Source organism: Tetragenococcus muriaticus DSM 15685 (assembly GCF_000423785.1).
GTDB classification, from domain to species: Bacteria; Bacillota; Bacilli; order Lactobacillales; family Enterococcaceae; genus Tetragenococcus; species Tetragenococcus muriaticus.
The window spans coordinates 1-16,035 of sequence record NZ_AUIQ01000015.1; the positions used below are offsets into that span (position 1 = coordinate 1).

Genomic DNA, 16,035 nt, shown 5'->3' on the forward strand with positions numbered 1-16,035 from the left:
CCTCTTCCCCCCGAAGGGGAACAGGGGCAGCGTTCGACTTGCATGTATTAGGCACGCCGCCAGCGTTCGTCCTGAGCCAGGATCAAACTCTCATCTTGAGAATTCGATCGATCAACACACCGTTGATCATTGTGCTCTTCAAACGTTTGCGTTTGTTTGTTTCTTGTGTTTGCCTCTTGAATCGAGACGCCCTACACATTGGTTCGTTGGTTGCTTTGTTCAGTTTTCAAAGGTCTACGTCTTTTGTTCTCTTTGGCGTTGCCGTAGCAACTTTTATATCTTATCAAGAGAATCAGTTATTGTCAATGGTCTTTTAATGATAAAAAATATTTATTTCTTTTGAATCACAACCATTAATTTAACGCCTCTGTTATAATATCACTTGTTCTTAAATTAGTCAATAACTTTTTTAACTTAGTAAAAACAAATCATTAACGTAAAGAGAACATTTATTAATATAGCAATTATTTAGATAAAAATCAACAATAAAATTAGATAAAATCTATAAAAAACTAGAAACGAATTTTCTCTAGAATTCTCGGTTTAAAGTTCGTTAAATTGTTATTATTTCTTTTCTTAGTTATCCTATTAATCACTTATTGCTTTCATTTGCTAAGGGAAAAATCATCCTAAAATCGCACTTCCCCTTATCCTACTTTCTCCAGAAGATAACTATCCAAACTGCTTAGTAAGCTAAAGTAAAAGATGGGCCTTTTCATAAAGTGGTTCTTATAAAAACTCATTTTACTATCAGAAAGTTTTTAACCCCTCATTCTTACATGTTTTTTCATGAACGCATCACATATCCAGTACCGCGTACAGTTTGTATATAACTTTCCTCGCCTGGAAGATCTATCTTATTGCGCAAATAACGAATGTAAACATCCACTACATTTGTTTCAATTTCTGTTTGATAGCCCCAAACCTTTTTCAATAAAATCTCCCGAGATAAAACAACATTTACATTTTCCATTAAAGTAAATAATAATTCGTATTCACGTTTCGTTAATTCTATCACTTCTGAGTCTCTTTTCACTACCCTATTTTCTTTTTCAATTACTAAATCACGATAATTAAGTGTCGTTTGTTTCCCAGTATTTTTATTTCCTTCAATATCTATCCGTCGCAACAAAGCACGTAAACGAGCCAACAATTCTTCAATCGCAAATGGTTTTACAATATAATCATCTGCTCCATGATCTAACCCAGAAACACGATCAATCACAGAATCACGAGCTGTCATCATAATAATAGGAGTATTCTTAATTTGGCGAATCCTACGGCAAATTTCCAAGCCATTTAACTCTGGTAACATCAAGTCTAGCAAAATTGCATCCCAATCGTTATTTAATGCTGCATCCAATCCTGTGCGTCCGTTATAATGAACTTCAGTTTCATATCCTTCATGTTTTAATTCTAATTCGACAAACCGAGCTAGGTTTTTTTCGTCTTCAATTATTAGAATGTCGCTCATTAAATTATATTCTCCTTTTTTCATTCCCGTTATTGAATTACCAGCAAAACACTATATAATAGTTTATCACGTCTATATAAAATAAAAAAGAGATTCATCCCAAAAAATTAGAAGGGACTCATCTCTTTCTTTTCTCTGCATTATTTTTTCTTATTTTTCATCATACCATGAATAGTGAAAAATACCTTCCTCGTCCACTCGTTCATAAGTATGGGCACCAAAGAAATCACGTTGTGCTTGTATCAAATTAGCAGGCAATCTTTTTGCACGATAAGAATCAAAATAAGCAATAGCTGAGGAGAAAGCTGGTACCGGCACTCCTGCTTGAACAGCTACAGCTATAACATCACGTACAGCTTGCTGATACTTTTCTGCAATTTCCTTGAAATAATCATCTAATAACAAATTATCTATATCTGAATCTTTATCATAAGCATCTGTGATTTTTTGTAAAAATTGAGCTCGGATTATACACCCTGCTCGCCAAATCTTAGCAATTTCACCAAACGGTAAGTTCCAATCGTATTCATCCGAAGCTGACCGCAATTGAGCAAATCCTTGTGCATAACTCATGATCTTACTGAAATACAAAGCTTCGCGTATTTTTTCAAGCAATTCTTTTTTATCTCCAGTATAATTATATTCTGGTGTTTTTTGTAATACTTGGCTCGCATGAACACGTTCATTTTTATAGGAAGAAATATAACGAGCAAAAACAGACTCAGTGATTAAAGGTAAAGGTACCCCTAAGTCTAATGAACTTTGACTCGTCCATTTACCAGTCCCCTTATTACCTGCTGCATCTAAAATCATATCAACGATAGGTTTGTCACTTCCCTTATCATCTTTTCGCGTTAAGATATCTGCAGTAATATCAATCAAGTAACTATCTAGTTCACCTTTATTCCATTCAGCAAAAATATCGGCCATTTCTTCAACAGAGAGTCCTAGTACATTTTTCATTAGATCATAAGACTCTGCAATCAACTGCATGTCCCCATATTCAATACCATTATGGACCATTTTTACATAATGTCCAGCACCATTAGGACCAATATAAGTCACACAAGGCGTTCCATCGTCAGCTTTAGCAGCAATTTTTTCTAAAATTGGAGTTACTAAATCATAGGCTTCTTTTTGTCCACCTGGCATAATGGAAGGTCCCTTTAAAGCCCCTTCTTCTCCACCAGAAACACCAGTGCCAATAAAGTTAATTCCTGAATCAGCTAATTCAGAATTCCTTCGCATAGTATTTTCATAGAATGTATTTCCACCATCAATTAATACGTCCCCTTGATCTAAATAAGGTAAAAGTGATTGTATCGTTGCATCCGTTCCTTTACCAGCTTTCACCATCAAAAGAATTCTACGAGGTTTTTCAATAGCATTAACAAAGTCTTCCACACTATACGTACCTTGTAAATTTTTATCTGGATTTTCTTCCACAACTTCTTCGGTTTTTGATCCAGTACGATTATAAAGTGCAACAGAATAGCCGCGACTTTCAATGTTTAAGGCTAAATTTTTTCCCATAACAGCCATACCAACAACGCCAACTTGTTGTTTTGTCATTTGTGACCCTCCTAAAAATTTCTAAAATTGATAAAGCAACTTTATTATAGCGTAAAATAAATTCCATTCAAAGAAAACAATGGATATTTATCTCTTTTTCTATAAAACTTTATCTATAATAAAAACCCTAGACTAAACTTAGCCTAAGGTTTCGTGATCAAAATGTATTATGCTTCCTCTTTTGCGGTAACGTCTTTACCGTCATAATAGCCGCAGTTTGCACATACATGGTGGCTTTTTTTCATTTCGCCGCAATTTGGACATTCATTCAATCCAGTGATAGTTAATTTTTTATGAGTGCGGCGTTTTGCTTTTCTTGACTTTGAAGTTTTTCTAGCTGGTACTGCCATTTCCTGCACCTCCTTGTAGTAATATCTGCTATTTCAGGGTTTGCTTAAATTAATCTTAGGAGTCATCCTCTTCTAAATCTTCTAAAAGAGAAGACAAATTTTTCATTCGAGGATCGACTGTTTCCTCTTTTTCCGTTTCTTTTTGTTGATTATACTCATCTTCAGAAATTACTGCCCAATCTTCACCTGAAGGCATCGTACCAAGTTGTTTCTCATCTTCTGTAAATACTTGTAAAGGAATCCTGAGTAAAATATTATCCATAACTGAATCGTTTAAATCTAGCTGCTGTTTTTCTAAGATTAAAATATCTTCCGTTTGAGCAGACTCATCTAATCGTTCGTATTGTTCTGGCGTCATAAATACTTCATCCACTGAAAAATTCATTGGTAATTCTACTGGTTCAAGTGAACGAGAAGAAGGTAAAGTGATCGTTGTTTCAACAGTATAATGTAAGATATAATCTGTATCTTCTACTACTACCATTCCTTCAACCTTCACTGACGACAGATCTAAGATTTGCTTATCTCTATTCATCAGTTCCCTTTTTAAATCAAGGGTTTCGCTAAACTGCAGTGGTGTTTCTTGATATTTCTCTAATTCTACTAAAGACCATTTCATTTGTATCACCCCTAAGCAACAAAAGCTATTATACAAAGCGAAATTTCCTTTGTCAACGAAAATTTCTTGTCAGCATCCTCACTACTTAGATAGCCATTGTTTCTCCTCGATAGACAATGCCACGACGCGAGTCAATTGTAACTAGCTCTCCATCATTAATAACGCTTAAAGCATCTTTAGCACCTACAATGACTGGCAAATCTTGCGCAACTCCAACCACTGCTGCATGAGAAGTTAATCCACTTTCTTCAACAACTAAGGCAGATGCTTTTTCAATAGCTGGCATGTATTCTTTATCAGTAGATGGAACGACTAAAACCATTCCTTCTTTTGCTTTGGCAATAGCTTCTTCAGCATTCTTAGCAACTACTGTATTAGCTACTACAGAATGACCTCCAACACCTTGAGCTTCAATTAACTTCGAACCAATCATTTGAATTTTCATAACGTTTGTCGTGCCACGTTCTCCTACTGGAACACCAGCAGTAATCAAAATTAGATCGCCTTCTTGAGCGAAACCTAATTCTAGTGTCTTTTTCGTAGCTAGTTCAAACATATCATCAGTGGTGTCAGGTTTGTCAGTAACTGTTGGATAAACGCCCCAATTTAACATTAAACCACGTTTAGTATGATCGTCAAAAGTCACTGCCAAAATATCAGCATCTGGGCGATATTTCGAAATCATTTTAGCAGTATGACCGGATTCTGTAGCCGCAACAATACACTTAACTCCCAAATTTTTTGCTGCGCGAGCTACAGAAAGCCCAATAGTTTCAGTAACATCTGTCTTATCAAATTGATTGATCTGATAAGAGCCAAGTCTCAACATCGATTTTTCTGCTTCCTCATCAATACGAGACATTGTAGTAACAGCTTCAACCGGATAACTTCCATTAGCTGATTCCCCAGAAAGCATCGTTGCGTCTGTTCCGTCAAATACAGCATTGGCTACGTCAGAAGCCTCCGCACGTGTCGGACGTGGGTTTTCTTGCATTGATTCTAACATTTGGGTTGCTGTAATAACAGCTTTTCCAGCAGCATTACACTTTTTAATGATATCTTTTTGGGCCATAGGCACTAACTCCGAAGGAATTTCAACTCCCATGTCACCTCTAGCAACCATAATTCCATCCGAAACTTTCAAGATCTCATCGATATTATCAATGCCTTCTTGAGATTCAATTTTAGGAAAAATTTGAACATGAGTCATACCAGTTTCTTCTAAAATTTCTCGAATGTCCAATACGTCTTGAGCTTTACGCACAAAACTTGCGGCAATGTAGTTAATATCGTGTTCCAATCCAAAACGAATATCAGCTGCATCTTTGTCCGTAATTCCAGGTAAGCTAATCGAAACGCCTGGGGCATTAACACCTTTACGAGAGCCCAAAATCCCTTGGTTTTGTACTTCAGTAACTAGTTCTCTGTTTGTTTCATCTTTTTCTAAAATTAACATGTCAATTAGACCATCATCAAATAAGACATGGCCACCTTCATGAACATCATCAAAAAGTCCTTCATAAGTAACAGAGATCTTTTCTTTTGTACCGTCTAGATTTGCATCCATTGCAATCCGTACAGTATCTCCAATTTCAAAAGGGATTTTACCAGACTCTGTTGCTTGTGCTGTTGTACGTATTTCAGCACCCTTTGTGTCTAAAAGAATCCCCACATCCGTGCCCGTGTTTTCAACCGCCTGACGGACCATTTTCATTCGTCCTAAATGCTCATCATGATCACCATGTGAAAAATTAAAACGAAAAACATTAGCACCAGATTCAATCAATTTAGTAATCGTATCTACTGAATCACTAGCGGGCCCTAACGTACTAACAATCTTTGTTTTTTTCATTAATAACCTACTCCTATTCATTTATTTAAACGCATTTACTATTCTCGCTTACCTTCTCTAAAAGAGTTAGAACGACAACTCATGATTTAGGTCATATAACGTAAGATCAGGGTGGTGTTTCCCATTTTCTAAAGTGTCGACAATATCTGAAGCCACAAGTTTATTATCTACCATTCCTACACATAAACCACCCTTGTTTTCTTGTAAAAGCTCAACGGCGTAACCGCCGAATTTACTTGCTAACACACGATCTCTAACACTTGGTGATCCACCACGAGGAACATGTCCGAGGATGGAAACTCTTGTATGGAAATCACCATATTCTTTTAACTGTTCCGCAAATTCACTGCCGCCCATAACACCTTCAGCCAAAACAATTAAACAATGTTTTTTCCCACGATCACGTCCATCTTGAATACGTTTTGAAACATTTTTCATGTCAAAGTCATGTTCAGGAATGATAATCTCATCTGCACCACCAGCTACGCCAGTCCATAACGCAAGATCACCTGCGTCGCGACCCATAACCTCAATGACAAATGTGCGAACGTGAGAAGTTGCTGTATCTCGGATACGATCCAATGAATCTAATACTGTATTTGTTGCTGTATCAAAACCAATAGTAAAATCAGTGTTCGAAATATCATTATCAATTGTTCCTGGAATACCAACTGCTGGATACCCATGTCTTGTTAAAGCCAAAGCTCCATGGTAAGAACCGTCCCCGCCAATAACTACTAAGCCTTCAATACCAAACTTATTTAACTGCTCGATTCCTTTTAGTTGCCCTTCTTCAGTAGCAAATTCTGGATAACGAGCTGAATAAAGGAAAGTCCCCCCTCGTTGAATCGTATCTCCAACATCAGCAATTTCTAAACGACGAATATCTCCAGCTACCAACCCAGCAAAACCGTAGTTGATACCATAAACTTCCATTCCATTATAGATTGCTTTACGTGTAACAGCTCGAATTGCCGCATTCATACCAGGGGCATCTCCACCACTAGTTAAGATTCCAATGCGCTTCATAATTTTACTTCACCTCATTAATAATATAGTCTAACAAATTTAAAAGATTGTCTTAAAACTTCTAATTCGCTTAATATTCTATCATTAATTAGCTCAAATGTCTTGGTTAAACAAGAAAAAAAGATAACTATGAAAACATTTAATGAAAGTATTCTAAAAATATTACTTAAATATAACATTTCCCTTCCCTAAAATTTTTTCTAATGACTCTTGTAACTCTTCAGTATTTGATACCCAATTTTTTTCAGGCAGAAGACGGGTGTCATCCGTTTGTTCATAATAAATGACCACTGGAACATTTCCGCTGGATTGTTTAAACACAGCGTATAATTCTGATAAAGCTTGTTTTTGTTCTACATTTGTAGGTATTTTCAAATAAGCAGTTGTATCTGCGATGGTTTCTGCTAAAGTTTTCGCCACTATTGTTTGGTTGGCAATCATTTGTAACTGATCATTATAATTGCTGCGTTCTACTTTTCCCTCAATATAATAAACTTGGTTTTCTACAAGTTGATTTCTAATTTTGCGATACAGCTGTGGAAAAACTGTAACAGAGATTTCGTCAGTAAGATCATTTCCTTCTAAAAAGGCCATCTGCTCTCCTTTTTTTGTCCGAATTTCTTTAATTTCTGTTAAATAAACTAAAATATTCGCTGTCGCTTTTTCAATTAACTCAGAAACATCAGTAGTTTTTTTTCTACGTTTAATCTTACTGAATTGTTCTACAGGATGCCCTGACAAATAAATGCCTAAGTAATCATCTTCTAGTTTCAACTTTTCTTCAAGGCTAAAATCAGGCAACGTTTCATTCTTTAGAGCCATCATATCTAATAAATCGAGACTCCCCCCGCTATATAGCACATTTTGAATTTTTCCTTCTAATTGGGACAGCGCTTGACGACGATTGGGTTCAAGTTCATCAAAAGCTCCAATAGCGAGTAACGGGCGAATATTTTCTTCTTTTAACCACTTACTATTCCGCTGGTTCATACGCGTTAAAAACTGATTTAACGAAGTATAATTTCCATTTTCCATTCTTTCATCCAAAAGATCGTAAATAAAATCTCGCCGAATTCCCTTAATGCCACCCAAACCAAATCGGATTTCTTGTAACGAATTTAAATAAAAAGAATAAAAGCTTTGATTAATAGAAGGGGATAAAGTTTTAACTCCTGCATTTTTAGCTCCACTGAGATATTCTTTCATTTTTTTAGGATTATGCAAAACTGACCGTAATAATGCTTTAAAAAAAGGAGCTGGATAATGAACTTTTAAGTAAGCCATTTGAAAAGCAACAAAGGAGTAAGCAAAGGCATGAGAACGATTAAAACCATAATCAGCAAAACGTTCAATATAATTGTAAACTTGATTTGCTTTTTCCTCGGTAAATCCTTTTTCTTTGGCTCCCGCAATAAAATAGCGTCTCTGTTGATCTAATACGCTCTTTTTCTTTTTACTAATGGCACGACGTAAGATATCGGCTTGCCCTAAAGTAAATCCAGCCATCTGCGAAGCAACTTGCATAATTTGTTCTTGGTAAACCATGACGCCATAAGTATTTTCCAATATAGATTTTAAGCTTGGATCTGGATACTCAATATGTTCCTTTCCGTGTTTCCTCTTGATAAATGTATCAATATTTTGCATTGGTCCTGGTCGATATAATGCATTAACAGCTGCCACATCTTCGATGGTTTCAGGTTCTAGCCTTCGCAATACGCTTCTAATTCCCGCTGATTCAAATTGAAAAATTCCGGTGGTATCCCCTCTTTGAAACAAACGTAGCGTCTTGGGGTCATCTAAGGGAATCTCTTTTTGTGTCACAGTTTGTTTTACTACTTTTTGAATTCCTTGTAACGTATCAGCAATAATCGATAAGTTGCGTAGTCCTAAAAAGTCAATTTTCAACAAACCTGTTTCTTCTACGTCATTCATCGTAAATTGTGTTAACCAAATCCCTTCAGACCCTTCTTGTAAAGGAACAAGGTTTAATAAATTCTGGTCGCTAATCACTACACCAGCAGCATGTGTAGATACATGTCGCGGAAGTCCTTCTAAAGTTTGAGCAGCTTGAAATAGCTGTTTGTTGCGTTCGTTCATATTCACTAATTCGCGTAATGATTTTGACTGTTGGTAAGCTTCTTCTAAAGTGATTTTCATTTTTTTAGGGATTGCATTAGACCAGCGATTTGCTTCACTTTGTGATAACCCAAAAACTCTACAAGTATCACGCAAAACCATTTTGGCAGCCATTGTACCAAAAGTCGCAATTTGAGCCACGTGGTTTTGTCCATACTTGTTTTTCACATATTGCAAAACCGTGTCTCGCTGATTATCAGGAATATCTAAATCAATGTCAGGCATTGTATTACGTTCAGGATTTAAAAATCGTTCGAACAATAGATCGTACTTAATCGGATCAACATCAGTAATCGATAAAACGTAAGCAGTTAAAGAACCCGCCGCAGATCCTCTTCCTGCACCTGTTACAATGTTGTTTTCATGTAAAAAATCCATTACATCCCAAACAATTAGAAAATAATCATCAAAACCCATCCTGTGAATAACAGATAACTCATAATCTAAACGTTCTTGATAACGTTGGTCTACCCTTTCTACTCGTTGAGATAATTTCTTCTCACAAAGTTCTTTTAAAAACTGACTAGCGCTAGTTCCTTCTTGTAAAGGATAGTGCGGTAATAATTTCTGTTGCAAAGGAACTTCTGCTTGACAACTTTCTGCAATTTTTTCCGTATTTTCCCAAGCGTTTGGAGCATGTGTTTCATACCATTTTTTCTTTTTTTCATAAGCTTCTAAACTGTTTGAAACAGTTAGTTGTTGCATCTCTTGTGGCAGATTATCAATTTTCTCGCCTTCTTTAATATGGTGCATAACTTTTACTGAAAAAGCTTCCTCTGTGTGAAGCGAATCAATTAATTGATACGCTGCAGGTTGTATTCCTTGTTTTTCCATCCATCTGTTTACATCAGCTGCTAGATCTTTTTGATAAGCAATGCCATAAAAAAATTGTCTTTTTCCAAACACGTTTTGTAATTCAGTCGCTCTTTGCTTGGCTAGATCTTTTTTTTCTTCTTTTAATAATTCAGCCAACTCATTTTCATCTGGCAAAATAGCATATATGTCGTTTAAAGAAGTAGCATCTTCCAACAAAATCTGCGAATCACTCATTTTTTGGCTCGAAAGGCGCATGAGTTGTTTATAACCTTCCTCATTTCTGGCAAAAAGGAAAATCTCATGTTCTTTTTGTGTTTGAGAAGAGTAGTATTCAAGCAACAGTCCAATAACTGGATGTATTTGTGCATTTTGGCAAGCCTTCATAAATTCTAAAGCTCCATAAAGGTTATTGCGATCTGTAATTCCTAAATAATCATATCCCAATTTTTTTGCCGATTGCACATATTGAGTGATTTCAATTGTGCTTTCTAATAAAGAATAAGATGTCAGTGTTGTTAATTGAACGTTACTCATTTTCATTTCTCCCTTAAAATAGTTAACCGAAACTAATAAATCAATGGTTCTAACTTTACAAGATTTTAAATTATGATAAACTAAAATCGAATATGTATAATGTGAAAGAAGGTGTAGCAATGCGCTACCTTATTACGATTATTTGGTCTTTAATCTTAGGACAAGTTGTTGGTTTTATCGGCAGTGCCTTAACGAGTACAAATTACGATTTTGTTTTGACAACAATCTGTTCTCTAATTGTTGCTGTAATCGTTATGGCTATAGGAGCTATCGTTTATCCTAATAATAAACAATCCCATTAACGACTAAAAACCCGCTACAATTTATTGTAACGGGTTTTTTATTCTTTTCAACCAATTGCTTTTGATTTTAAACACTTATACCATTTTATAAGAATCATATGATTTTTAAAGAAAAGCTAAAATCACAAAATTTAAAATAAATAATAAATCAATAACCCATAAGATGAGGGAAACTTCCCGGGCTTTTCCTTTAACAACTTTTACAATAGAATAAAAAATAAATCCAGCGGCAATACCATAAGAGATACTATAGCACAACGCCATGAAAATCGAAGCAAAAAAAGCAGGAACTGCATCTTCCAAGCGCGTCCAATCAATGTCTTTAAAAGAAGAAAGCATCATAACTCCCACTAATACTAATGCCGGAGCTGTTGCTTGGGCCGGAACAATCGCAATTAGAGGAGAAAACAGACTGCTTAAGGCAAACATAACAGCCACTGTCACAGAGGTTAACCCCGTCCTTCCTCCTACGCCAATTCCTGCTGCAGATTCAACAAAAGTCGTGGTATTTGACGTCCCAAAAATAGCTCCAACAGAGGTAGCAATCGCATCAGCAAATAAAGCACGATCCATTTTAGTGTTCATCCCTTTACTGTCGTCCAGAGCATTTTCGTCTTCTTTTGAAAAAATACCTGTGCGACGTCCTGTTCCGATAAATGTACCAATTGTGTCAAAAATATCAGCTAAACTAAAAGCAATAATCGTCATAATAACTTGCGGAATTCTACCTGAATCACTAAATAATGACTGCATACCTTCTTGACCAAAAGCGGCACCGAAAGTTGTTCCTAGTTCATTGATAGATTGACTTAATGAGTTATCGCTCAAATCAACAGCGCTCAAATCAACTACACCCATCAGAATACCAATGATCGTCGTCCCGACAATCCCAAGTAATACAGCCCCACGTACATTGGCTACTACTAAAAGGACGTAAAGGCAAAACTGTGGATGGAGAATACAGCCCCACGTACATTGGCTACTACTAAAATTGTCATTAAAATTAAACCAATGAGTGACAGAACAACTGCAGGATTATCAAAGTTAACTAAAGCAGGAACAATTCCTCCGTTAATATCAGCACTAACGACTTCCCCACCTTCTATTGTTGCGCCAATAATGGAATCAGAATCAGCTGAAAAAGTTAATAAATTAGCGTTTTTCAAACCAATATAAGCAACATAAACTCCAATACCTCCGCCGATGGCATGTTGCATGCTTTCTGGAATAGCATGGATAATCAATTTCCGAATTTTTGTTATTGTTATAAAAATATTGATCAAACCGCAAATAAATACCATCGCTAGTGCTTGCTGCCAACTATAACCTAGACCAAAAGCAACTGTGTAGGTAAAAAAAGCGTTTAATCCCATACCAGGGGCTTGAGCATAAGGCACGTTCGCAAATAGACCCATTACTAAAGTTCCAATGATAGCAGCAATAATAGTGGCCAAGAAAACTGCTTGAAATGGCATACCAGAAGCTGATAATATCGTAGGATTTACAAATAGGATATAACTCATAGCAAAAAATGTTGTTACCCCTGCCATGATTTCTGTTGAAACATTAGTACCATTTTCTTGTAACTTGAAAAGTCTCTCCATTTTTTCTTTCACTCCTTAGAAAATATCATGTCCAATGAAAATGCGAACAGCTCATAAATTCCACTTTTACCTTGAACAAATATCAATTATAGATAGTTTCGCTCTATAGTTCAATAATTTCTTAACAAAATAAATAAATAAGAATATAATGTTCGTGTTTTACCCAAAGAAAAAATGTTCTTTGTCTATATTCGCTTGTAAAAAAGCGAATTTATGGTAAACTAGAAAAAATTATTAGTAAGGGAGAACTTTATGCCAAAAAAATTAATCGCCCTCGATTTAGACGGAACAACATTAAATAATGCTTCGCTGATCTCTTCTAGAACAGCTCAAATTTTACAAAAAGCTCGCGATAAAGGACATATTATTAGTATTGCCACAGGTCGACCTTACCGTATGAGTGCTCATTACTACCAACAACTACATTTAGATACACCTATGGTTAATTTCAATGGGAGCTTAATTCATAAACCAAAAGAAAAGTGGACCTATGAAAAGGAATTTTCTGTTCCTCGCGAAATTGCTTTTGAGATATTAGAGAAAAAAGAACAGTTACATCTAGACTTTGTTGCTGCCGAAAACCGTCAAACGTTTTTTATCGATAAACTAGAAAATTTTCAAAAAGAATTTTTTGCTACAGATATTGCCACTGAAGCAAACTTATTTCCTCAATTAAAAACAAATCCTACTTCTATCATGCTTAAAACTAAAAACGAATTTGCAAGTTTTGTAACCGAAGCTTTAGCACAACAATTCTCTAATGAAATTGACGTAAAAACATGGGGCGGGAAAGATACAATTTTAGAAGTCGTGCCAAAAGGTGTACAAAAAGCAATGGCCGTGTCCTTAGTAGCTGAAGCAATGCAAATAAAACAGAAAGATATCGTTGCCTTTGGTGATGAACATAACGACGTTGAACTTCTTGAGTATGCTGGTTGGGGTGTTGCAATGAAAAACGGAACAGATCAATTAAAAAGTGTAGCTAATGATGTGACAACCAAAACGAATGATGAAGAAGGTATGGTTGATTATCTAGAAGAATTATTAGCTATTTAGCTTTTACAAAAAGATACCAGTATCACTAGTAAATCATTCGTAGGTGTTTACAATAGCAAGCGATTCTGGTATCTTTTGTTTGCGATTTTTATTGGATATTTTCTAGAAAATAAAAAAATATCTCTTGCATTTTTATAAAAAAATGAGAGAATACTATTTGCGGATACGGAGAGTTGGCAGAGTGGTAATGCACTGGACTCGAAATCCAGCGAACCGTTTAAAAGCGGCGCACGGGTTCAAATCCCGTACTCTCCTTATTTAAAGGTAGAATTGCTGTTATATCAGCTTTTTTAGCTCTTCTTTTACTTTTTTAACGTGTTTTCTAACGTGTTTTAATTTTTTTACCTAGTATTTTGCGCTGGGGGCGTACATAATTTTTATAATAGCACTTTCTTATATGTAAATTAGAAAGTCTACAAGTGAAAAAGCTTGTAGACTTTCTTTTATAAAAAAACTTAGCTAGTCCCAAATAAAGCGCATTCATTTAGCTCTAACTAAGCTGATAACCGATATATAATTTTTTTTACTTCTTTATATCACCAAAAGTATTCTCTTCATAATTACTTTCTAAAATGGCATTTACACTTTGTTCTATAATTGCAATGATTTGTTGACGAGTTGGCACTACTACTTTTGATATCATGAGTGCTGCTAGACCAGTCAGCGTGATCCAAGTAGCATGGAATAGTGCTTCAATGTATTGTTCCGTTAAGTCCTTATATTCTTCTTGCTGTAGAATAGTTTCCTTGAAGAACTGATAAGAGCGATCATACATAATGCTGCCTCCGCCCTTTTCATCAAGATACATGGCCATAAACAATCGTGGCTTCTTTTGTGCAAACTCGATATAATTAATACTAATATCAAACAATTTGTCTCCCGTATGTTCAACGCTGAATACCTTTTGTGTTAACTCATCCATTATTGATTCGATCAATGATTGTTTCAAATCCTCCATATTCTCAAATTCTAAATAGATTGGCTGAGTAGACACTCCCATTTGAGCTGCCACGTTCCGAGCTGTAAAGTTACTGAACCCATTTTTTTCAATCAAATCGTAAGCAGCATTTAAAATATGTTTTCTTGTATACACTTTATGTCTCATAACACAACCTCCTTACTTTTTTACAGCTATATATTGTTATTTTAACCGAGAATCTCGGAATTTTAAAGTGTTTTCTGCCCAAATTATAAAATACGTTGTTTATTTTCAAATAACTGTTATTCCAATAAAATAGAATTTCTTCTTCTACTTAAAATTTTGCCACTGCTAGTGAAACTTTAAGTAGAGATAAAAATATTCCATTACCGCTTAGTTATTAAAAAATCTTCCTTGTCAGTCTTATGACAAACAGATAGAATAATGGAGAATAAGCTATTCTAAAGCAAGTGCTCACAAGGAGATATATCATGGAAAAAACAAAAGATCTATTAATAGATACTTGTTTGTTAGCTGGCAAAATCATGATGGAAAGTGGTTCTGAAGTATATCGTGTAGAAGATACGATGAACCGGATTGCTGAGAATGCTAACGAACCAAATAGCAAAAGTTATGTAACAGCTACTGGGATATTTATGGGCCTAAAAAGTAGTCGCTATACTCAAATTGAAAATGTAGGAGAACGAAATATTAACTTAGAAAAAGTCGAAGCCGTAAATCAACTGTCTAGAAAATTCGCCGAAAAAAGTGTAGACCTACCAAAGCTCTATCAGCAATTAAAAATAATTGATAAAGAAACACCTGAATTTCCTTTAATATTACAAGTACTTAGTGCTGCGTTTTTAAGTGCGTTTTTAATGATTTTATTCGGCGGTCATTGGATAAATTTTATCCCAACTTTATTCATTGGGGGGTTTGGCTTTTTCATAAAACATGAAGTCAAACAACATTTTGATTTACGTTTTTTTGATATTTTTATTTCCTCATTTCTTATTGGTATACTTGCTCTGCTTTTTACACGAACTGGACTTGCGCTGAGTTTTGACTACATGTGTATTGGAGCTGTTATGCCTTTAGTTCCAGGGGTGGCTATTACAGCCTCTTTACGAGATATTCTAGCAGGGCATTTAGTTAGCGGACTTGTCAGAGGAACTGAAGCGATCATAGTAGCAGCCTCTATTGCTATTGGAATTGCTTGTGTTCTTTCAATTTTTGGGGGGCTTTTTCCATGACATTTTTTCTTCAGTTTTCTCTTAGCTTTTTCAGCAGCGCAGCCTTTGGTATTATAGCAAATATCCCCCGTCGTGCGCTTTTAACCAGTGGTTTTACTGGAGCCATTGGTTGGATGATCTATTTTTATTTAGACCAAATTTTTCATAGTATTGCCTCAGCTAATTTCGTCGCAGCTTTTATGATTGGGTGTTTGAGTATCTTCTTTTCAAAGAAACAAAAAATGCCAATGATCATTTTCTATATTCCTGGTTTAATTCCATTAGTTCCGGGAGGGCCTTCTTATGAAGCGGTCCGCGCTTTTGCTTTAGGAGACCCAAATATCGGATTCCAAAAATTGATGGTAGTATCAACTACAGCCATAAGTATTGTGGGAGGATTATTAGTAACTAGTTTTGTAGAACAATTAATTAATAAATGGTTACTCTCAAAAAAGAATAAGTAATTCCTAATTGTTTTAAATCGGTCGCTAGTTGCATGCTTTTATTATAATTTCGGTTATAATAATAATTAAGTGA

At 35.5% G+C, this 16,035-nt stretch carries 12 protein-coding genes, 1 tRNA gene, 1 rRNA gene and 1 pseudogene; 5 read left to right on the forward strand and 10 right to left on the reverse strand.

Features of this window, described 5'->3' with window-relative positions; all coding sequences use genetic code 11:
• From G577_RS0103890 to dnaE, 8 genes are all read right to left on the reverse strand, one after another.
• Positions 1-98: ribosomal RNA gene (locus G577_RS0103890) — 16S ribosomal RNA — on the reverse strand; the annotation flags it as partial.
• Between the two features lie 689 nt (positions 99-787).
• Positions 788-1,474, reverse strand: coding sequence for a response regulator transcription factor (locus G577_RS0103895; RefSeq protein WP_028790055.1), 687 nt, complete (start codon positions 1,472-1,474; stop codon positions 788-790).
• Positions 1,475-1,624: 150 nt separating this feature from the next.
• On the reverse strand, positions 1,625-3,046 hold the full coding sequence (gene gndA, locus G577_RS0103900; RefSeq protein ID WP_028790056.1) for an NADP-dependent phosphogluconate dehydrogenase: 1,422 nt from the start codon (positions 3,044-3,046) through the stop codon (positions 1,625-1,627).
• Between the two features lie 167 nt (positions 3,047-3,213).
• Positions 3,214-3,396, reverse strand: coding sequence for a 50S ribosomal protein L32 (rpmF, locus tag G577_RS0103905; protein ID WP_028790057.1), 183 nt, complete (start codon positions 3,394-3,396; stop codon positions 3,214-3,216).
• 55 nt (positions 3,397-3,451) lie between these two features.
• Complete coding sequence (locus G577_RS0103910) at positions 3,452-4,015, reverse strand: YceD family protein (protein WP_028790058.1); 564 nt, start codon at positions 4,013-4,015, stop codon at positions 3,452-3,454.
• An 85-nt stretch (positions 4,016-4,100) separates the two neighbouring features.
• On the reverse strand, positions 4,101-5,867 hold the full coding sequence (pyk, locus tag G577_RS0103915) for a pyruvate kinase (RefSeq protein WP_028790059.1): 1,767 nt from the start codon (positions 5,865-5,867) through the stop codon (positions 4,101-4,103).
• Between the two features lie 66 nt (positions 5,868-5,933).
• The gene (pfkA, locus tag G577_RS0103920) at positions 5,934-6,896 is read right to left on the reverse strand and encodes a 6-phosphofructokinase (protein ID WP_028790060.1); all 963 of its coding nucleotides are present in this window, start codon (positions 6,894-6,896) and stop codon (positions 5,934-5,936) included.
• Between the two features lie 162 nt (positions 6,897-7,058).
• Entirely contained in the window at positions 7,059-10,385 is a 3,327-nt protein-coding gene (gene dnaE, locus G577_RS0103925) for a DNA polymerase III subunit alpha (RefSeq protein WP_028790061.1), read from the reverse strand.
• Positions 10,386-10,504: 119 nt separating this feature from the next.
• Between dnaE and G577_RS0103930 the strand changes: the two genes are divergently transcribed.
• Positions 10,505-10,687 (forward strand): YjzD family protein, encoded by a 183-nt coding sequence (locus tag G577_RS0103930; protein ID WP_028790062.1) that lies wholly within the window; start codon positions 10,505-10,507, stop codon positions 10,685-10,687.
• A gap of 105 nt (positions 10,688-10,792) precedes the next feature.
• Here the strand turns inward: G577_RS0103930 and G577_RS11015 are convergent.
• Positions 10,793-12,291, reverse strand: a pseudogene (locus G577_RS11015) (NCS2 family permease).
• A 252-nt stretch (positions 12,292-12,543) separates the two neighbouring features.
• On the opposite strand from G577_RS11015, the gene G577_RS0103940 reads away from it, so the two are divergent.
• Both G577_RS0103940 and G577_RS0103945 read left to right on the forward strand, forming a co-directional pair.
• Entirely contained in the window at positions 12,544-13,347 is an 804-nt protein-coding gene (locus tag G577_RS0103940; RefSeq protein ID WP_028790063.1) for a Cof-type HAD-IIB family hydrolase, read from the forward strand.
• 167 nt (positions 13,348-13,514) lie between these two features.
• Positions 13,515-13,602: transfer RNA gene (locus G577_RS0103945), tRNA-Ser, on the forward strand.
• A 268-nt stretch (positions 13,603-13,870) separates the two neighbouring features.
• On the opposite strand, the gene G577_RS0103950 is transcribed toward G577_RS0103945, so the two are convergent.
• Positions 13,871-14,452: a TetR/AcrR family transcriptional regulator gene (locus G577_RS0103950; RefSeq protein ID WP_028790064.1), complete on the reverse strand. Its 582-nt coding sequence runs from the start codon at positions 14,450-14,452 to the stop codon at positions 13,871-13,873.
• Positions 14,453-14,757: 305 nt separating this feature from the next.
• Between G577_RS0103950 and G577_RS0103955 the strand changes: the two genes are divergently transcribed.
• Positions 14,758-15,519, forward strand: a complete 762-nt coding sequence (locus G577_RS0103955) for a threonine/serine exporter family protein (RefSeq protein ID WP_028790065.1) — start codon at positions 14,758-14,760, stop codon at positions 15,517-15,519.
• Positions 15,516-15,962, forward strand: coding sequence for a threonine/serine exporter family protein (locus G577_RS0103960; RefSeq protein WP_028790066.1), 447 nt, complete (start codon positions 15,516-15,518; stop codon positions 15,960-15,962). The genes G577_RS0103955 and G577_RS0103960 overlap by 4 nt, the downstream gene beginning before the upstream one ends.
• Positions 15,963-16,035 lie beyond the last annotated feature (73 nt).